We start from the raw sequence: 18,722 nt of genomic DNA, 5'->3' as shown, positions 1-18,722 counted from the left end.
TCAGTTCTCCTCCTGCCGTGCCGCGGCGGTCTGCCGGGCGCCGTCCGCCTTCCAGCCGGCGCCCCAGACGCCGGCCGCGCCGGCCGCGTCCCGGCCCGGTCCGTCGCCCGCGTGGTACTCCACCGAGTCGGCCGTCATCTGCATGAACGCCTCCTCCAACGAGGCCTGTTGCGGGCTGAGTTCGTGCAGCACCACGCCGTTGGCCGCGGCCAGTTCGCCGAGCCGGGCGAGGTCGCCGTCGACCACCTCCCAGGAGCCGTCCGGGCCCGCTTCGTACCGCAGGCCTGCGGCGGCCAGGACGTCGAGGAGCCGTTCCGGCTCGGGGCTGCGCAGCCGTACGGCGGAGCGGGAGTTGCGCCGGATGAACTCCGGCATCGGCAGGTCGGCGAGCAGCCGGCCCCGGCCGATGACCACCAGGTGGTCGGCGGTGACGGCCATCTCGCTCATCAGGTGGGAGGAGACGAAGACCGTCCGGCCCTCGCCGGCGAGGCGCTTCATCAGGTTGCGGATCCAGAGGATGCCCTCCGGGTCCAGGCCGTTGACGGGCTCGTCGAACATGACGATCTCCGGGTCGCCGAGCAGGGCCGAGGCGATGCCCAGGCGCTGGCCCATGCCGAGCGAGAAGCCGCGGGCCCGCTTGCGGGCGACCGGGGTGAGGCCGACCAGGGCGAGCACCTCGTCCACCCGGCGCTCCGGGATGCGGTTGCTCTGGGCGAGCCAGAGCAGGTGGTCGCGGGCGGTGCGGCCGGGGTGGACGGCCTTGGCCTCCAGCAGTGCGCCGATGTACTTGAGCGGCTCGCTGAGCTGCCCGTAGCGCCTGCCGTCGATGGTGACCCGGCCGCCGGTGGGGCGGTCGAGGTCGAGGATCATGCGCATGGTGGTGGACTTGCCGGCGCCGTTGGGACCGAGGAAGCCGGTCACCACGCCCCGGGGCACGGTGAAGCTGAGCCGGTCCACCGCGAGCGTCTTGCCGTAACGTTTCGTCAGGTCGTGCAACTCGATCATTCGCGCTCCCTTGCTCCTTGGCAGGTTAGGACAAACCGGATATCGCGGCCCGCTGAGTGGGCCCGCCGGGCGTGCCGGAATACGGTGGGCGCATGACCGAGCTCCCCTCCGCAGTGTCCGTCCGCGAGAGCGGTACCGGAACACCCCTAGTGCTGCTGCACGCCTACCCGTTGAACGCCTCCATGTGGTCGTCCCAGCTGGACACGCTGCCCGGTCCGACCGGGGCCGGGGCCCGGGTGCTCGCCCCCGACCAGCGAGGGTTCGGCGGCACCGAGCTGGGCTCCGACGAGCCCTCGCTGGATCACGTCGCGGACGACCTCGCACTGCTGCTGGACGCCGCCGGGATCGAGCGCGCCGTGGTCGTCGGGCTCTCCATGGGCGGCTACGCGGCGCTGGCCCTCGCCCGCCGCCACCCCGGGCGGCTGTCCGGCCTGCTGCTGGCCAACACCCGCGCCACCGCCGACCCGGACACCGTCCGGGCCAACCGGGAGCGGATCGCGGCCGCCGTCACCGCGCGGGACAGTGTGCAGCTGCTGCTGGACGAGCGGGTCGCGGCCGGGCAGCTCGGGCCCGACTCGCAGCACCTCGTGGAGCGGGTGCAGACGATGGTCGCCGCCGCCTCGCCGGCCGCCGTCGCCTGGGCCCAGCGGGCCATGGCGGCCCGCCCGGACTCGCTGGACGTGCTGGCCGGGCTCCGGGTGCCGGTCGCGGTGGTGACGGGCGCCGAGGACTCCCTGGTGGCGCCGGAGGAGGCCGAACGGATGCTGCGGGCCCGTCCGGACGCCGAACTGACCGTCATCCCCGGAGTGGGCCATCTGAGCGCCCTGGAGGCGCCCGAGGCCTTCGACACGGCCGTCCGCGCCCTGCTGGACCGGGTGGCGGCCGGATGAGCCAGGAGAGCCAGGACGCGGCCGCCTGGGACTTCTCGGCACTGGAGGTGACCGGCCGGATGCCGGTGACCAACCGGGGCGAGGGGCTGCTCGAACTGACCCTCGAACCGCTCGGCGAGGACTACTGGATGCGCCCGGGGGAGACCTTCACCGTCACCTCGTACGGCGACCACGGATCCGGGCACCCCTTCGAGGTGCAGTACTGGCCCGACTCGGTGTCGGTCTGGTGCACCTCCTGGTTCGGCACCGTCTCGGACGACGAGGGCAACCAGCTCAGCAGCGGGCACCAGCGGCCGGACGGGGCCTACCCGAGGTAGTGACGGGCGATAAGCCCGCAGGCCCTCACCCGGGAGGGTGAGGGCCTGCGGTACTGCGGTGCTGCGGGGTCACTGCGCACGAGACAGGGGCACGTGCGGCCGGGACGTCAGCGCGACTGCTGGGCGGGCACGCCCATGGTGTCGTCGTTCGGCAGCGAGGCGGCGGCCACGGCCGCGCCGGTCAGCGTCGCCAGCATCTCGCGGACGTTGGTCAGCTGGGCGTTGATGCTGTCGCGGCGGTTGGTGAGCGCCGCCAGCTCGCGCTCGGATTCGCTGCGGATGCGGTCCGCCTTGGCGTTGGCGTCCGCCACGATGTCCTCGGACTGGCGCTGGGCCGTCTCGACGGTCTGGCGGGCACGGCGCTCGGCGTCGGTGCGCAGCTTCTCGGCCTCCAGGCGCAGCTGCTCGGCCCGGTGCTCGATCTCGGCCAGGCGCTTCTCGGCCTTGGCCTGACGGGCGGCCAGGTCCCGCTCGGACTGCTCGCGGCGCTTGGCCAGGTTGGTCTCGAACTCCAGCGCGGCCTGGGCGGCCTTGGTGCGGGTCTCCTCGAAGAGGGCGTCCGCCTCCTCGCGCTTGTTCTGGGCGTCCTTGTTGGCCTCGGCGCGCAGCTGGGCGGCGTCGCTCTTGGCCTTGTCGACGATCCGCAGGCCCTCGTCCTCCGCCTTGGCCTTGCGGTCCTTGGCGTAGTTCTCGGCCTCGGTGCGGACCTGCTGGGCGGCGGCCTCGGCGAGCTCGCGGTGCTGCTCGGCGGCGCGGTGCGCCTCGTCGCGCAGGTCCTTGGCCTCCTCCTCGGCCAGTCGCAGGATCTTCTCGACCCGGGCACCGAGGCCGGCGTACGAGGGCTCCTGCTCGACCACGGCCGCCTGGGCGGTCTGGGTCTCCAGGTGGAGCTCCTCGATGCGCTTCTCCAGCGCGCTGATCCGGGTCAGGGCACTGTCACGGTCGGCCACCAGCTTGGTGATCCGCTCGTCGACCTGGGCACGCTCGTACCCACGGCGCACCAGGTCGAAGCCGTGAGGGGAGTGACTGTCGCTCATGGGGTTCTGGGCTTCCTGTCGTCAAACCGCTGAGGTGGTTGAGGGAATCCTGACACGGTACCGGAGTGTCGACGGCGAAATGCCGTTGTCCCGCGGACAATGTCCGCTCAATCGGGTGGTGAGCTCTTGGAGCGATTGCCACCCGATCGGGGGGAGCCAACTCCGGCACCGGCCTTGGCACCCCCGTCCTTCTTGGTGTTGCTTCCCCCGTTGGCCTGAGTGACCGGTGACGGTGCCTCGAATGCCTCCAGCGCGGACAGCACGTCCTGGACCCTGGAGATCTCGGTGTTGATGTCCTTGCGGCGGCGCACCAGCTCGTCCAGCTCGCGCCGGCCCTCGTCGGTGACCCGCTTCGCCTCCGCCTTCGCCTCGGCGAGCAGCCGCTCCGCCTCCGCCTTCGCCAGCTCGACCTGCTCGTCCGCGGCCCGGTCCGCGTCCAGCAGCCGCTTCTCCGCCTCGGCGGACGCCTTCTCCAGCCGCTCCTCCGCCTCGGCCTCGGAGGACCGCAGCTTCGCCTCGGCCTTCTCGATGAGCGCCTCGGCGCGGTCGGTGGAGTTGGCGAGCTTGGTCTCCGCCTCCTTCAGCAGGCCCTCCGCCTTGCGGACGGCCGAGAGCCGGACCTTGCTGGCCTCCGCGGACGCCTCCGAGGTGAGCTCGTTCGCGCGGTCCTCGGCGGCGGCGACCAGGGCGGCGGCGCGCTCCTCGGCCTCGGCGACGGTGGCCACCGCCTGCTCCTCGGCCTCGGTCAGCTGCTCCTGGGCGGCCGTCACCAGCGCGTCCACCCGCTCGCCGGCCGACTTCATGGCCGCCGCGTTCTCCTTGCGGGCGCGCTCGTGCAGCGCCTCCACCTCGGCGTCGGTGCGCTCGCGCAGCTCCTCGGCGCGCTCGCGGATCGCGGTGGCGTCCCGGCGGGCCTCGGCGAGCAGGGCGTCGGCGTCGGAGCGGCCCTTCTCCACCTCGGCCTGGCCGGCCGCCTCGCCGGCGGCGACCAGCCGGTCGGCCTCCTTGCGGGCGGCGGCGACCATCGCGTCGGCCTGTTCCTCGGCGGCGGCGGTGGTGGCCAGCGCGGTGGTCTGGGCGTCCTCGCCGAGCGCCTCGGCGTCCGCGAAGGCCTTCTCCAGAACGGAGTTGGCCTGCTCGCGGGTGGCCCGGTCGAACTGCTCGGCGGCCTCCCTGATCTCCGCGTCGAAGGCGTCGGCGCGGGCGTGGGTGGCGCTGTCGTACTCGTCGGCCAGGGTGCGGGTGGCGAGCGCGTACTCCTCGGCCTCGGCGCGCAGGCCGGCGGCCAGCTCCTCGGCCTCGGCGACCGTACGGGCGGCCTGGGCCTCGGCGTCGGCCACGGTACGGGCGGCCTGCGCCTCGGCCTCGGCGCGCAGCTGCTCGGCGGCCTCCCGGGCGGTGCGCAGCTCGGTCTCGGCGTCCGCGCGCAGCTGCTCGTCGTAGGCCAGGGCCTCGGTGCGCCGGCGGTCGAGCTCGGCCTCGGCGGCCTCGCGGTCGGCGGCCAGCTCCAGCTCGGTCTGCTCGCGCAGGGCGGCGGTCTCCGCCTCGGTGCGGGCGCGCAGGTCGGCGCTGTAGGCGTCGGCGGCGGCGCGCTGTTCGGCGGTCTCGCGGTCGGCGAGCTCGCGCTGCTCGGTGGTCTCGCGCTCGGCCAGCTCGCGCAGGTCGGCAGCGGCCTGCTCGGCGGCCTCGCGGAGCTCGTCGGCCTGCTGCTCGGCGGCGGCCTTGAGCCCGGCGATCTGCTCGGCGGCGGCCTCGTGCATGCCGGCCACCGACTGGCGGACCTCGGCGGCCTCCTCCTCGGCGACGGCGATCAGCTCGGCACCCTCGGCCTTGGCGGCGGCGATCAGCTCCGCGCGGTCGGCCTGGGCCTGCTCCAGCTCGGCGCCGGCCTCGGCGCGGATGTCGTCGGCGGTGGCGCGGGCCTCGGACAGCTCGCGGCCGGCCTCGGCCCGGACGGTCTCGGCCTGCTCGTTGGCCAGCGCCAGCTCGGCGGCGGCCTTCTCGCGGACGGCCTTGGCGTCCTTGGCGGCCTCGGCCCGGCGCTGTTCGGCGGTGGCCTCGGCGCGCTCCAGCAGCCGGTCGGCGGCCTCGTGCTGCTCGGTGGCGTAGGCGTCGGCGGCCTGGCGGACCTCGGCGGCGTGCCGTTCGGCGGCTTCGCGCTGCTCGGTGGTCTCGCGCTCGGCCAGGGCCCGCAGCTCGGCGGTCTCGGCGGCCGTACGCTCGGTCAGCTCCGCGGCGGCCTGCTCGGCGTCGGTGCGGACGCGGTCGGCGTAGGCCTCGGCGGCTTCGCGCTGCTGGGTGGTCTCGGCGGCGGTGCGTTCGGTGAGCTCGGCGGCGGCCTGTTCGGCCTCGGTGCGGACGCGGTCGGCGTAGGCCTCGGCGTTCTCGCGCTGCTGGGTGGTCTCGCGCTGGGTCAGGGCCCGCAGTTCGGCGGTCTCGGCGGCCGTACGCTCGGTCAGCTCGGCGGCGGCCTGCTCGGCCTGCTCGCGGGCGGCCCGGGCGGCGGCCAGCTGCTCGGCGGTCTCCGCGCGCTCCCGGTCCAGCCCGGCGGACGCCTCCTCGCGTTCGCGGCGGCTCTCCTCGCGCAGCGCCTCCGCGATCGCCTCGGCCTCGGCCCGGGTCCGGGCGGCGTCGGTGTCGGCCCCGGTGCGCACCCGCTCGGCGTCCGCCACCGCGGCGTCCCGGACGGCGGTCGCCTCGGCCTGTGCGTCGGCGGTCAGGGCCTCCGCCGCGGCGGTTGCCTCGGCGCGGACCCGCTGGTCGAACTCCGTTGCCTCGCGCCGCAGTTCGGCGGTCTCGCGCTCGGCGGCGGTGCGGTTCTCGGCGGCCGCGGCCTTGGCGGCGGAGAGTGCGTCCTGGCTCTGCTGCTCGGCGGCGGCGGTGATCTTCGCGGCCTCGGTACGGGCCCGGGCCAGGGTCTGCTCGGCCCGGCCCTGGGTCTCGGCGGCCTGCTCCTGGGCCTGCTCGCGCAGCCGCTCGATCTCGCCGGCCGCGCCCGCGCGCAGCTCGTCCGCGTCGGCCTTGGCCTTGGTGAGCAGTTCCTCGGCGTTCTTCGCCGACTCCTCGATCTGCAGCACGGCCTGGCGGCGGGCGTCACTGCGGACCCGGTCGGCCTCGGCGGCGGACTGGGCGCGCAGCTCCTCGGCCTCGGCCCGCAGCCGGGCCGCCTCGTCCTGCATCTGCTCGATCCGCTCGCGGATCGCGGCGGCGTCGTCCAGCGCGGCGTTCTGGGCCTGCTCGACCGCGGCCTGGGCCTGCTCGCGCAGCCGCTGCGCCTCGGCGGCGGCCTCGGCGCGGATCCGCTCGGCCTCGGCGGCGGCCTCGCTGCGGGTGGTCTCGGCGTCCTGGTTGGCCCGGCCGAGCACCTCCTCGGCGGTCTTGGCGGCCTTGGCGAGGTGGACGGTGGCGTCCTTGGCGCCGGCTGCCCGGCCCTGCTCCTCGGCCTCGCCGCGCAGCCGCTGCGCCTCGGCTTCGGCCTGCGCGCGCAGCGCGGCGATGTCCCGCTCGGCCTGGGCGCGAAGTTCGGCGATCGCGGCCTCGGCCTCGGCGCGCAGCTCGGTGGCGACCGACTCGGCGGTGGCCCGCAGCCGCTCGCTCTCCTCGGCGGCGGCGGCCTTGGCGGCGTCCGCCTCGGCCTGCTTGGTGGCCGCCATGGTGCGTACGGCCTCGGCCTCGGCGCGGATCGCGTCGGCCTCCTTGGTGGCCTGGGCCACCATCCGGGCGACCTCGGCCCGGGCGGTCTGGGAACGCTGCTCGTTGGCGGCCTCGCCGTCGGCGACCTTGCGCTCGGCGGCGGCCTCGGCGTCGGCCTGGAGCTGTTCGGCGGCCTGCTCGGCCTGTGCGCGCAGGGCGGCCGCCTCGTGGCGGGTGCGCTCGGCCTCGGCGATCGCCTCGGCGCGCAGCCGCTCTATCTCGGCCTTGGCGGCGGCGAGCTGCTGCTCGGCCCTGGCCTGCTCGGCGGCGGCCTGCTCCTTGAGCCGGCTGATCTCGGCGTGCGCGACGGTCAGCTGCTGCTCGGCGGCGACGTGCGCGGCGGCCAGCTCCTGCTGGGCCTGGCCGCGGGCGGCGTCCACGTCCGCGGCGGCCTGGGCACCGGCCTGCTGGGCCTGCTCGGAGGCGGCGCGCAGCAGGCGCTCGGCGTCGTTCTGGGCCCGCTGGAGGGCGGCCTCGGCGGCGGCCTGGGCCTCGCCGCGGGCGGCGTCCACGTCGGCGGCGGTCTGGGCGCGGGCCTGGTCGGCGAGGGCGACGGCCTCGGCGCGGGCGGCGGCGACCATCCGCTCGGCCTCGGCGCGGGCGTCCTGCAGCAGGCGCTGGGCCTCCTGCTCGCTGCCGGCCCGGGTCTGTTCGGCCCAGCCGTTGACGTGCTGTTCGGCGGTGCGGCGCAGCTCGGCGAGCTCGTCCTCCAGCTGGCGGCGGCGGGCGCTGAGCTCGGCCTCCAGGCGGGCGGTGCGCTCGGCGGCCTCGGCCATGATCCGCTGGGTGGCGGCCTGGGAGTCGCGCAGCTGGCGCTCGGCGTCGGCGCGCAGCTGCTGGGCCTGCATCTCGGCGGTGCGGAGCATCTGCTCGGCCTGGCCGGAGACGGCGTCGAAGGCGCGCGGCTGGGCGAGCATCCGGCGGGACTCGTGCAGCTTCGCCCGCAGCACCTCCACCTGGTAGGCGAGGTCCTCGGCATGCTCGACTGCCTTGTCCCGCTCCTTTCGAGTCCGACCCATCTCGGCCTCGAACTGGGAGAGGTGATCGTCAGCCTCGTAGCGGTCGTTGCCCCGCACTCCGCGGTCCCATCCATCTCCTGGTCGCGTCCTCGACCCGGCCGGTCCCGGGCTCCCGATCTTCCGGGGGCCGGTCCGACTGGTCCTTGCATCCGCGGCTGCCGGACGGCCCCTGCCAAGCCGGGGCCACCCGTCGCGGTCGTCGGAGTCCGGGGCGCGGAAGCGCGGGGGTACCGCGTTCCCCCGTCCGGGTGGACTCCTGGGCGAACTCTTGCCTTGTGGAGAATGGTGACAGATCCGTCTAGCGACTGTTCAGCCGTGCCCGCGTAATGGACTCCCCTTGCGACGGGCCGACCGCCGGCGGGCGGACAGGCCAGTCTTCGGCCGTGCCCGTCGCCTCCGTCCCCCGGAGTCTTCGCGCACTTGGGCATTGTAGTGGGAGCGCACTGCGGGGGAATGGCCGCAGGGGGGTTTTCCGGCTGTCCCGGCCAGGTTACTGACGGGTCATGACCGACGGGCCGTCGGGCGCCGCCGGGGCGGGCGGCACCCGGGGGGCCGGTTCGGGGACGATCAGTGCTCCTCGCCGGTGCTCTGCGCGGAGTCGTCGGTGCCGTGCCCGGCGTCGTGGGCGTTCTGCGCGGAGGTGACCAGCTCGGTCAGCACGCCGCCGCAGTCCTTCGGGTGCAGGAAGGTGATCCGCGAACCCATCGAGCCGATCCGCGGCTCGTCGTAGAGGACCCGGATGCCCTTGCCGCGGATGGCCTCGGCGTCGCCGTCCACGTCCGCGGTGCCGAAGGCGATGTGGTGCACGCCCTCGCCGTTCTTCTCCAGCCACTTGGCGACGGTGGAGTCCGGCCGGGTCGGCTCCAGCAGCTGGAGGTACGAGGCGCCGCCGTCGTCCGTCCCGTTGATCCTGAGCATGGCCTCGCGGATGCCCTGCTCCTCGTTGACCTCGGAGTGGAAGACCTCGAAGCCGTAGGTGGCGCGGTAGAACTCGACCGTCTTGTCGAGGTCTCGACAGGCGATGCCGATGTGGTCGATACGGGTCAGCACGGCGACCTCCGGGAGTCGGGAGCGGGTGGCACCCAGTGCAGCGCATGGCCCGCGGCCCACGCCAGTGCCGGACGTGCGAGCCTGCTCACACGGACGGGGTTCACCCGGACCGCGTCGGCGCGGTGTTGACTGGATGGTGCCAGTGCGCTCGATCACACCGTCGCTCCGGTGACGGGCGGGTAACAGGTCAGTACATTGAGCGGCATCCTCACCTGGCCACGACGTGCGAAGGGGCCCGTCCCATGACCAACACCACCTCTGTGATCGTCGCCGGTGCGCGGACCCCGATGGGTCGCCTGCTCGGTTCCCTCAAGGGCTTCTCCGGTGCGGAGCTCGGCGGCGTCGCCATCAAGGCCGCCCTGGAGCGGGCCGGAATCACCGGGGAGCAGGTCCAGTACGTGATCATGGGCCAGGTGCTGCAGGCCGGCGCCGGCCAGATCCCGGCCCGCCAGGCGGCCGTCAAGGCCGGCATCCCGATGAACGTGCCGGCGCTGACCGTCAACAAGGTCTGCCTCTCCGGCCTCGACGCCATCGCGCTCGCCGACCAGCTGATCCGCGCCGGCGAGTTCGACATCGTGGTGGCCGGCGGCCAGGAGTCGATGACCAACGCCCCGCACCTGCTGCCCAAGTCCCGCGAGGGCTTCAAGTACGGCGCGGTCGGGATGCTGGACGCGATGGCGTACGACGGCCTCACCGACGCCTACGAGAACATCCCCATGGGCGAGTCCACGGACAAGCACAACATCCGCCTGGGCATCCCGCGCGAGGCGCAGGACGAGATCGCCGCCATCTCCCACCAGCGGGCCGCCAAGGCGCAGGCCGACGGCGTCTTCGAGGCCGAGATCGTCCCGGTCGCCATCCCGCAGCGCAAGGGCGAGCCGGTCCTGTTCAGCCAGGACGAGGGCATCCGCGCGGACACCACCGTCGAGGGCCTGGCCAAGCTGCGCCCGGCCTTCACCAAGGACGGCACGATCACCGCCGGCACCTCCTCGCAGATCTCCGACGGCGCCGCCGCCGTGGTCGTGATGAGCAAGGCCAAGGCCGAGGAGCTGGGCCTGACCTGGATCGCCGAGATCGGCGCGCACGGCAACGTGGCCGGCCCGGACAACTCGCTGCAGTCGCAGCCGTCCAACGCGATCAAGCACGCGCTGGGCAAGGAGGGCCTGGAGGTCGCCGACCTCGACCTGATCGAGATCAACGAGGCCTTCGCCGCGGTCGCCTACCAGTCGGTCAAGGACCTGGGCGTCTCCTCGGACATCGTCAACGTCAACGGCGGCGCGATCGCGCTCGGCCACCCGATCGGCATGTCCGGCGCCCGCCTGGTGCTGAGCCTGGCGCTGGAGCTGCAGCGCCGCGGCGGCGGCGTCGGCGCGGCCGCGCTGTGCGGCGGCGGCGGTCAGGGCGACGCGCTCATCGTGCGCGTCCCGAAGGCCTGATCGCTGACCTGACCCTCCGGGCTGCGGACCGCTTCCAGGGCGGTCCGCAGCCCTTCGGCGTACGCATTGCGAGGAGTTTCCGATGATCGATGTCGCCACGCTGGTCGAGCAGGCCAGGGAGGGCCGGCCGCGGGCCGTCGCCCGGCTGATCACGCTGGTCGAGAACGCCGCTCCGCAGCTGCGGGAGGCGATGGCCGCGCTCGCGCCGTACACCGGCCAGGCCTACACGGTCGGTCTGACCGGCTCGCCCGGGGTCGGCAAGTCCACCTCCACCTCGGCGCTGGTCTCCGCCTACCGGCGGCTCGGCAAGCGGGTCGGCGTCCTGGCCGTCGACCCGTCCTCGCCGTTCTCCGGCGGCGCCCTGCTGGGCGACCGGGTCCGGATGCAGGACCACGCGACCGACCCCGAGGTGTTCATCCGCTCGATGGCCACCCGCGGCCACCTCGGCGGGCTCTCCTGGGCCGCGCCGCAGGCCCTGCGGGTGCTGGACGCGGCCGGCTGCGAGGTGATCCTGGTCGAGACCGTCGGCGTCGGGCAGTCCGAGGTCGAGGTCGCCGCCCAGGCGGACACCACCGTGGTGCTGCTGGCCCCCGGGATGGGCGACGGGATCCAGGCCGCCAAGGCCGGGATCCTGGAGATCGGCGACGTCTTCGTGGTCAACAAGGCCGACCGGGACGGCGCCGACGCCACCGCGCGGGAGCTCAACCACATGCTGGGCCTGGGCGAGGCCCGCGAGGCGGGGGACTGGCGCCCGCCGATCGTGAAGACCGTCGCGGCCCGCGGCGAGGGCGTGGACGAGGTGGTCGAGGCGCTGGAGAAGCACCGCGCCTGGCTGGAGGAGCACGGCGAACTCGCGGCGCGGCGCCGCCGCCGGGCCGCCGAGGAGATCGAGGCGATCGCCCTGGCCGAGCTGCGCGCCCGGATCGGCGACCTGCGCGGCGACCGGCACCTGGCCGCCCTCGCCGAGCGCGTGGCCGCCGGCGAGCTCGACCCGTACGGCGCGGCCGACGAACTGGTCGCCGGTCTCACCGCCGGCTGAGCGGCCGGACAGGCCCTGGCCCGGAGCTTGCGCAGGGAGTCGGACCGGCCGACTTCCTGCGCCAGGCCTGGGCACCCGCCCGGATGGCCCGGGCGGGTGAGCCGGTGCCCGTCCCGGTTGCTCCGACCGGTCGGACCTTTCGGTGGGTCGTGCCGGGACGATCCGGCGGCGGCAGAACCGAGGTTATGAATGCTCACCGGACCACCCGTGAGCATCAACCTCAGGAGTCACCCGATGCGCCCCACCAGAACAGCCCGTCTCGGCACGGCCACAGCGCTGGTCACCCTCCTCGTCTGCACCCCCGTCGCGGCCGCCGCGGCGGACACCGTCGATTCCGCCCAGGCCAGGGGCAGGGACCGGGTCATCACCCTCATCGGCCGGCTCGCGCAGCAGTCGCACTTCCCGGTCAACCCCGGCGGCGCCCCGGCTCAGGGCGATCGGACCGTCTTCCGCTCGATCCTCTTCGACAAGGACGGCATCAACCAGGTCGGCGAGACCGACGGCACCTGCACCACCACCACCGCCGACAACGGCGGAGCGGAGGAGTGCGAGGTGACCTACACCCTCGCGAGCGGCCAGATCACCGTGCAGGGGATGGTCTTCGGCAACCTCAACCCGGGCCCGCCGCCGTCCTTCGACAACGCGATCACCGGCGGCACCGGAGAGTACGACCGGGCCCGTGGCGAGGTCCACGCCGACACGATCGGTCCGGGCACGAGGCGCTTCACGATCGACCTCGACCGCTGACCGGTCCTGCACACCGCTTCCGGCGGCCCCGCCCTCTCGGCGGGGCCGCCGTCGTTCTCAGGTGCTCCCCGGTGAAAGCGCCGTGGCGGCTACGGCTTGCCGCGGAGGCCGCGGAGGTGGTCGGCAATGGGGGAGAGGGCCTCGAACATGGCGTCCAGCTGCTCCGGGGTGAAGCGGTCGATGAAGTGCGCCCGGACGCTGCGCACGTGGTCCGGGGCGACCCGCTGCATGGTCTCCCAGCCCTGTTCGGTGAGGTGGGCGTAGAGGCCGCGGCGGTCGCCGGGGCACTCCTGGCGCAGCACCAGGCCGGCGTTCTCCATCCGGGTGATCTGGTGCGAGAGCCGGCTCTTCGACTGCAGGGTGGCGGTGGCCAGGTCGGTCATCCGCATCCGGTGGTCGGGGGCCTCGGAGAGGACGACCAGGATCTCGTAGTCGTTGATCGCCAGGTTGTGGGGCTGGAGTTCGCGGCTGAGCTGGTACTCCAACAGCTTGGCCACCTCCAGATGGGCGCGCCACATCCGCTGCTCCCTGGCGGTCAGCCAGGGAGTCTCCTCCCCGGGCTGCGGCGGAGGGTTGTCCGCAGTGTCGATCGTGTGCGTATCCATGGGGTCCAGCATAGCCGATTTAGTTCAATCTTGTACAAGTTTACAGACCGAAACGTCGGCCGAGATCGCCCAGGTTACCCAGGCCCGGAACGTTGGGGTTGCCGCCGCCGTGCCCGGCCGTACCCGGCTGGGGCGGCACCCCGCCGACCGGGATGCCCGCCTCGGCGCCGACCACGCCCACCGACCGCTCGGCCATCAGCTTCTCGCTGGACTGCAGCAGCACCTGGCCCGCGCCGATGAACTCGAACTGGTGCTCCTCGCCGGAGGCGCCGCCGATGCCGGTCAGCCGCCGGATGCCGCCGATCAGCCCGTGCATGTAGTCGTGGTCGTAGTGGTGGCACGGCGCCGGGCAGTCCGCCCAGCCCACCAGCGCCTGTGGGTCCACCCGGATCGGCGGCTCGACGAAGTGCACCGGCCCGTTGGAGGCGGCGACGAAGCGGCCGGTGCCGATCAGGGTCAGGAAGCCCGGGATGATCGACTGCTTGAGCCGCAGCGTCGGGTCGAAGGCGAGCAGGTTGCCGGAGCGGACGGTCAGGTTGCCGTCCTCCAGGTCGTAGGAGTTGAGGTCGAAGGCCCGGTCGGCCAGCAGCAGCTTGCCGCGCCCCTCGGCGACCACCCAGTCCGCCGCGTGCATCGGCGAGTTGAAGTGCTGCCCGAGCATCCGGTCGATCGCGCCGGCGCCGACGCCCCTGAAGGTGATGTCGCCGTAGTAGGCGACCATCTTGCCCTTCTGCAGGAAGTAGGACCCGTTCAGCTCAACCGAGAAGGCGTACGGGTTGACGTTGTCGTTGACCGGCAGGCTGTGCACGTCGTGCACCACCGGGCCGGCGCCGCCCTGCGCGGTCGGCAGCGGGGCGATCGGGCCGCCGAACTGCTCCTGGGCGTACGGCTGTTGGGGAGGCTGCTGGGCGTACGACGGTTGGCCGTACGGCTGCTGGGGCGGCTGCTGCGGGTACGCCGGCGGGGGCGGCGGGTACCCGCCCTGCGGGACGGCGAAGCCGGGCTGGGTCGGCTGGTCGTGCGGCGAGCCGTACGGGGGCTGCGGCGGGTAGGACATCAGAGCTTCTCCTCACTCGCCTGGACGTACACCGCGCCCTGACCGGACAGTTCCAGCTGGAACGCCTCGCCCGAGCCGCGGCCGATCATGTCGCGCCAACCGACCGCGGTGGACAGCTTGTTGCGGACGTCGCCGCGGTGCGCCACGTACGCCTGCGGGTCGACGTGCACCTCCTGGCCGGGGACGATCGGCAGCTCGAAGACGCCGCCGTGGGCCATCACGGCGACCGAGCCGTGGCCCTCCAGCTTGGTGGTGAACAGGCCCTGGCCGGTGACCTGGCCGCGGACCATGCCCATCACCCCGCCCTGCGAGCCCATGAACATGGTGGACTGCCGCAGCGTGCCCTCGAAGGCGAGCAGCCGGTCCGCCTCGACGTACAGGGTGTCGCCGAGCAGGTCGATCACGTGGATGTGGTGGCCGCCGTGGCCGAACATGACCCGGCCCTGGCCCTCGACGGTCATCAGCGGGGTGTCCTCGTTGGCGACCCGCCGGCCGATCATCGACATCACGCCGCCCTGCCCGCCGGTGATGTTCGGCGTGAAGCGGACGTCGCCGCTGTAGGCGAGCATCGCGCCGCGCTGGCTGAACAGCCGCTGCCCGGGCACCACCTGGGCCTCGACCATCTTGCTGTTGATCTTCGTGAAGCCCATCAGACGTCACCTCCGATGGTGACCTTCTCGGAGGGCTGCACGTACACCAGGCCCTCGCCGGTGAACTCGACCTGGACGGCCTCGCCGCCGCCCTCGCCGATCACGGTGGTCCAGCCGGCGCCGGACTTCAGGCTGCGGTGCAGGTTGCCGGTGTGCGCCACGTAGGCCCCCGGGTCCACGCGCAGCGGCATGCTCTTGTCGACCCGCAGGATGACGGCGGGCCCGTTGGAGGTGACGGCGGCCCAGCCGTGGCCCTCCACCTTGGTGGTGAAGAGGCCGTTGCCGGAGGACATGCCGTTCAGGCCCGTGAAGCTGGTGCCGGTGTGCAGGCCCGCCTCGGTGCAGAGCAGGTTGTCCGCCTCGACGTACAGCGTCTCGCCGTTGAGTCTGACCAGGTTGATCTCGGTGGCCTTGTCGGCGAAGTAGCAGGTGCCCTGGCCCTTCACCTCCATGACGGTCATCTTCTCGCCGGTCAGCCGGCGGGCGACCATGCCGCGCAGGCCGTCCCCGCCGCCGGTCAGCTTCTTGAAGGTCATCTGCCCGGTGTAGGCGACCATGGAGCCGTGTCGGGCCTTGACGGCGTCGCCGGTCAAGTCGACGGCGAGCACCCGCGATCCCTGGAGTCTGAACTGAGCCACGGCCGCAATCTAGCTGTTGCGGCCGTGGCCCGGGGAGGGTGCGGGGCCGAACTGGTACGGGGTCGGGACAAAACGCGCCGGTCAGGCGCGGGCGTGCGCTCCGTGCTCGGGGCGCGGAACCGTGCCGGCCGCCTGCTCGACCTCCAGCAGGGACGCCGAGTGGCGCTCCGCCTCGAAGGCCACCACGCCGCCGCGGAGCCCGAACAGGCGCTTGGAGAGCAGGATCCAGAGGACGGCCGCGATGTTCAGCAGCAGGGTGCAGATCTTCACCGCGCTGACGTGCTCGCTCAGCTCGTAGCCCTCCAGCGGCAGGAAGGCCGCGGTGGCGACCACCGTCAGGTACTCCGCCCAGCGCTTGCCCAGCCAGAGGCCGACCGCCTCGACGATCTCGATCAGCGCGTAGGCGATCAGCGCGCCGGCGACGATCAGCAGGGTGCTCTTCTTGTAGTCGAAGGTCTTGCGGATGGTGTCGACGATCGGGGAGTGCTCCAGGTCCCAGTGGAAGTGGTCGGTGACCGGCTTGAAGACGGTCAGGTTGTCGTCGAAGATCCGGTGCACGGCGTCCTGGCTGTTGGAGAACTTCCAGACGGCCCACGCCACGACGAGGATCAGCAGCCCGCGCAGCACCCGCTCGACGGCCAGGAACCGCAGGATGAACAGGTCGCGCAGCGCCTTGCCGCGCGGCACCAGCGGGGCGTCCGCGGCGGGCCCGGAGCCGTGCGGGGCGCCCAGCGCGAAGTCGCCGCAGCGCAGGCAGCGCCAGGCCTCGCCGACGGCGGTGGCGGTGTGCAGCCGGGCGGCGAGCTCGGGCTCGGTCGGCGCGTAGGTGGTGTGGCCGCGCTTGGCGCAGGTCCTTCGGTCCCAGTCCCGCTTGAACATGTGGCTACCCCCGTGTGCGGTGCGTCGGCGCCCGGATCGGTGGGCGCGCGGGCAGCAGGATAGGGGTTCCCGGTGACGGGCGGTCGCGCTCGGTCGCGTTCTGGCGCACAGCTGTGACAAGCCGGGCGGGGTGCCGTACGGCGTGGGCCCGGGCGGGCGCTGTGAGATCGGGCACGGTGCCCACCCCCGGCCGGGGGCTCGGACATGTGCTCGGTGATAATGGCCCGAAGGCTTGTGAGTCGCTTCACAAGCGCGTCCGCGCCTCCGACCCCCCGTATTGAGGTACCCCACGTGAACAGCAGCGCCGTCCACCGTCTGCGCCTGGTCTCCGGCCCCGAAGGGGTCTCCTTCATCCTGCTGCTGATCTGCTCGGTGCTGAAGCGGACGACCTCCTTCGACGCCGTCCCGGTGATGGGCATGGTCCACGGGATCCTGTTCATCCTGTACGCGATCTTCTGGATCCTGGCCTGGCAGACGCAGAAGTGGGACGCCAAGCGCGGCGTCCTGCTGTTCGTCCTCTCGGTGCTGCCCACCGGCGGCTTCTTCGCCGAGCGGATGCTGGCCCGCGAGGAGCGCGGCGAGCTCAAGGCCGCCCCCGCCACCGCCTGAATCCCGCTTCGCGGACGGTCGACAGGCTGCCGCGGCCTCCTCTCCCAAAGGGCCGCGGCAGCCTGTCGCCGTTTCTTACCGGGGGTGGCTCCTGGCGGGGGTGCTCCTACCGGGGTGCTCCTGCCCGGGTTCCTCGGCTAGTTGACGTTCACCGCGCTCCAGGCCGCCGCCACCGTCTTGTACTCGGTGCTGGTGGAGCCGTACAGGTCGGTGGCGGCCTTCAGGGTCGCCGCGCGGGCGGCCTTGTAGTTGGTGGTGGAGGTCATGTAGACGGTCAGCGCGCGGTACCAGATCGCCGCGGCCTTGGTGCGGCCGATGCCGGTCACCGTCGAGCCGTTGGAGGTCGGGCTGTTGTAGCTGACCCCGTTGATGACCTTGGCGCCGCTGCCCTCGGAGAGCAGGTAGAAGAAGTGGTTGGCGACGCCGGAGGAGTAGTGGACGTCCTTGTTGCCGACCGTGGAAGACCAGTAGTCGGCCGAGGCGCCGTCCTTGGAGGGCTTGTCCATGTAGCGCAGCGGGGTGCCGTTGCCGTTGATGTTGAGCTTCTCGCCGATCAGGTAGTCCGGCGGGTCGGCGGGCAGGTTGGCCGACCACTCGACCATGGTGCCGAAGATGTCCGAGGTGGCCTCGTTGAGGCCGCCGGACTCGCCCGAGTAGATCAGGCCGGCGGTGGCGGAGGTGACGCCGTGGCTCATCTCGTGGCCGGAGACGTCGATGGCGGTCAGCGGGTGGGTGTTGCCGGAGCCGTCGCCGTACGTCATGCAGAAGCAGGAGTCGTCCCAGAAGGCGTTCACGTAGCCGGTGCTGTAGTGGACGCGGCTGGCGGCGCCGACGCCGTTGTTCTTGATGCCGCTGCGGCCGAAGGTGTTCTTGTAGAAGTCCCAGGTGGCGGCGGCGCCGAACTGGGCGTCCACGGCGGCGGACTCGCGGTTGGACGCCAGGCCGTTGCCCCAGGAGTTGGTGGTGTTGCTGAACAGCGTGCCGCTGCCCGAGGTGCCGCCCTTGAGGTCGGTGGTGGACTGGTTGCCGCGGGAGGCGTCCTTGAGCTGGTAGCTGGAACCGCTCTGGGTGGTGGTCAGGGTGACGGTGCCGACGTTGACGCCCTTGCCGGTGCCGGTGGCGGTCTGCACGTGCTCCTGGCTGGCGAGCACCTGGCCGGTGGCGGCGTCGGTGACGACCTCCTGACGGCTCGGGGTGCCGTCCGCCCGCTCGCCGGTGACCACCGTGCGGTGGGCCAGCCGCGGGGCGCCGTCGGCGGCCCAGACGACCAGCTCGGCCGCGTCGGCGCCGTCGACCCGGCTGAGCGCCGCCTCGTCCTCGTCGGCGGCGAGGCCGACGGTGGCCCGCACCGCGGCGGTGGCCCGCTCGGCGGCCTGGGGCGCGGCGAGGCCCGGGGTCAGGCTGGGCACGGACAGCCGGCCGGCGAAGGCACGGTCGACCGAGGCCACCGAGCCGTCGGCCTTCTGGTGGACGACCAGGTCGCCGCCGATCACCGGCAGGCCGGCGTAGGTCCGCTCGTACCGGAGGTGGCGGGTGCCGTCCCGGTCCACCACGACGTCCTTGGGCACCAGCTTCTCCTGGCCGCCCAGGGCCAGGGCCTGTGCGACCGGGGCGCTCTGCCCGGCGGCCAGCGCGAGCAGCGCGGACTGCTGCTGCTCCGGCGCGGGGGCGGCGGCCTGGGCGGCGGGGACGGCGGCGATCTGGATGACGCCGGCGAGCAGGGCGGTGGCGGAGAGTACGGCTCCGACAGTCAGCTTTCGCTTCACGTACGGGGGTTCCTTCCACGAGACCCGCGGGTGCGTGCGGGTGCGCCGCGTACCGGGGCGCCGGGTTTGACGCCGTGGGGCGGTAGGGCGCGGACGTGCTGCTCCCGTGCGGTGCCTGACGCTCCGCCGGATGGGTGGGGGCGGCGGAGGTCGGACGGGGCTTTGGTCAGAAGCATGACAATCGTTGGCAGGAATGGACAGACCGCCTCCCGGGATTGGCAAGGAATCGCCAAGTCGCGGTAAGGACGGTTCGATTGCTGCTCATTGCCCGGTATTTCCGGTTCG

16 protein-coding genes are annotated in these 18,722 nt (G+C 73.2%); 6 read left to right on the top strand and 10 right to left on the bottom strand.

Going from position 1 to position 18,722, the window contains the following annotated elements:
- On the bottom strand, positions 1–1,005 hold the full coding sequence (locus tag CRP52_RS10935) for an ABC transporter ATP-binding protein (protein WP_097236218.1): 1,005 nt from the start codon (positions 1,003–1,005) through the stop codon (positions 1–3).
- A gap of 92 nt (positions 1,006–1,097) precedes the next feature.
- On the opposite strand from CRP52_RS10935, the gene CRP52_RS10930 reads away from it, so the two are divergent.
- Positions 1,098–1,895, top strand: a complete 798-nt coding sequence (locus CRP52_RS10930; protein ID WP_097236217.1) for an alpha/beta fold hydrolase — start codon at positions 1,098–1,100, stop codon at positions 1,893–1,895.
- Positions 1,892–2,212: a hypothetical protein gene (locus tag CRP52_RS10925; RefSeq protein WP_097236216.1), complete on the top strand. Its 321-nt coding sequence runs from the start codon at positions 1,892–1,894 to the stop codon at positions 2,210–2,212. The genes CRP52_RS10930 and CRP52_RS10925 overlap by 4 nt, the downstream gene beginning before the upstream one ends.
- Before the next feature lie 107 nt (positions 2,213–2,319).
- Here CRP52_RS10925 and CRP52_RS10920 read toward each other — a convergent pair whose 3' ends face one another.
- The 3 genes from CRP52_RS10920 to mce all read right to left on the bottom strand — a co-directional run bounded on the left by CRP52_RS10920 (position 2,320) and on the right by mce (position 9,011).
- Positions 2,320–3,249, bottom strand: a complete 930-nt coding sequence (locus CRP52_RS10920) for a cellulose-binding protein (RefSeq protein ID WP_030057505.1) — start codon at positions 3,247–3,249, stop codon at positions 2,320–2,322.
- A 107-nt stretch (positions 3,250–3,356) separates the two neighbouring features.
- Positions 3,357–7,961: a hypothetical protein gene (locus CRP52_RS10915; protein ID WP_179852756.1), complete on the bottom strand. Its 4,605-nt coding sequence runs from the start codon at positions 7,959–7,961 to the stop codon at positions 3,357–3,359.
- A gap of 567 nt (positions 7,962–8,528) precedes the next feature.
- Positions 8,529–9,011: a methylmalonyl-CoA epimerase gene (gene mce, locus CRP52_RS10910; protein WP_257032412.1), complete on the bottom strand. Its 483-nt coding sequence runs from the start codon at positions 9,009–9,011 to the stop codon at positions 8,529–8,531.
- A 242-nt stretch (positions 9,012–9,253) separates the two neighbouring features.
- Between mce and CRP52_RS10905 the strand changes: the two genes are divergently transcribed.
- The 3 genes from CRP52_RS10905 (at position 9,254) to CRP52_RS10895 (ending at position 12,233) form a co-directional block, all read left to right on the top strand.
- A complete protein-coding gene (locus tag CRP52_RS10905; protein WP_097236214.1) occupies positions 9,254–10,447 on the top strand; it encodes an acetyl-CoA C-acetyltransferase in 1,194 nt (397 codons plus the stop codon).
- An 82-nt stretch (positions 10,448–10,529) separates the two neighbouring features.
- The gene (gene meaB, locus CRP52_RS10900) at positions 10,530–11,486 is read left to right on the top strand and encodes a methylmalonyl Co-A mutase-associated GTPase MeaB (RefSeq protein WP_097236213.1); all 957 of its coding nucleotides are present in this window, start codon (positions 10,530–10,532) and stop codon (positions 11,484–11,486) included.
- 234 nt (positions 11,487–11,720) lie between these two features.
- Entirely contained in the window at positions 11,721–12,233 is a 513-nt protein-coding gene (locus CRP52_RS10895; RefSeq protein WP_257032411.1) for an allene oxide cyclase barrel-like domain-containing protein, read from the top strand.
- Positions 12,234–12,322: 89 nt separating this feature from the next.
- On the opposite strand, the gene CRP52_RS10890 is transcribed toward CRP52_RS10895, so the two are convergent.
- The 5 genes from CRP52_RS10890 to CRP52_RS10870 all read right to left on the bottom strand — a co-directional run bounded on the left by CRP52_RS10890 (position 12,323) and on the right by CRP52_RS10870 (position 16,062).
- Entirely contained in the window at positions 12,323–12,838 is a 516-nt protein-coding gene (locus CRP52_RS10890; protein WP_097239999.1) for a MarR family winged helix-turn-helix transcriptional regulator, read from the bottom strand.
- Positions 12,839–12,878: 40 nt separating this feature from the next.
- The gene (locus CRP52_RS10885) at positions 12,879–13,688 is read right to left on the bottom strand and encodes an AIM24 family protein (RefSeq protein WP_179853037.1); all 810 of its coding nucleotides are present in this window, start codon (positions 13,686–13,688) and stop codon (positions 12,879–12,881) included.
- Positions 13,689–13,894: 206 nt separating this feature from the next.
- Positions 13,895–14,545: an AIM24 family protein gene (locus CRP52_RS10880; RefSeq protein WP_097236211.1), complete on the bottom strand. Its 651-nt coding sequence runs from the start codon at positions 14,543–14,545 to the stop codon at positions 13,895–13,897.
- Complete coding sequence (locus CRP52_RS10875; protein ID WP_097236210.1) at positions 14,545–15,183, bottom strand: AIM24 family protein; 639 nt, start codon at positions 15,181–15,183, stop codon at positions 14,545–14,547. Before CRP52_RS10875 ends, CRP52_RS10880 begins: the two co-directional genes overlap by 1 nt.
- An 81-nt stretch (positions 15,184–15,264) precedes the next feature.
- A complete protein-coding gene (locus tag CRP52_RS10870; protein WP_097236209.1) occupies positions 15,265–16,062 on the bottom strand; it encodes a DUF2127 domain-containing protein in 798 nt (265 codons plus the stop codon).
- A 291-nt stretch (positions 16,063–16,353) separates the two neighbouring features.
- On the opposite strand from CRP52_RS10870, the gene CRP52_RS10865 reads away from it, so the two are divergent.
- Positions 16,354–16,671, top strand: coding sequence for a DUF3817 domain-containing protein (locus CRP52_RS10865; RefSeq protein ID WP_257032410.1), 318 nt, complete (start codon positions 16,354–16,356; stop codon positions 16,669–16,671).
- Between the two features lie 137 nt (positions 16,672–16,808).
- Here CRP52_RS10865 and CRP52_RS10860 read toward each other — a convergent pair whose 3' ends face one another.
- On the bottom strand, positions 16,809–18,437 hold the full coding sequence (locus tag CRP52_RS10860; protein WP_097236207.1) for a M4 family metallopeptidase: 1,629 nt from the start codon (positions 18,435–18,437) through the stop codon (positions 16,809–16,811).
- Between the last annotated feature and the right edge of the window lie 285 nt (positions 18,438–18,722).

The organism is Streptomyces sp. 1331.2 (genome assembly GCF_900199205.1).
Classification (GTDB): domain Bacteria; phylum Actinomycetota; class Actinomycetes; order Streptomycetales; family Streptomycetaceae; genus Kitasatospora.
Note: the sequence above shows the minus strand (reverse complement) of the source record. Positions and strands in the feature narration are given on the sequence as shown.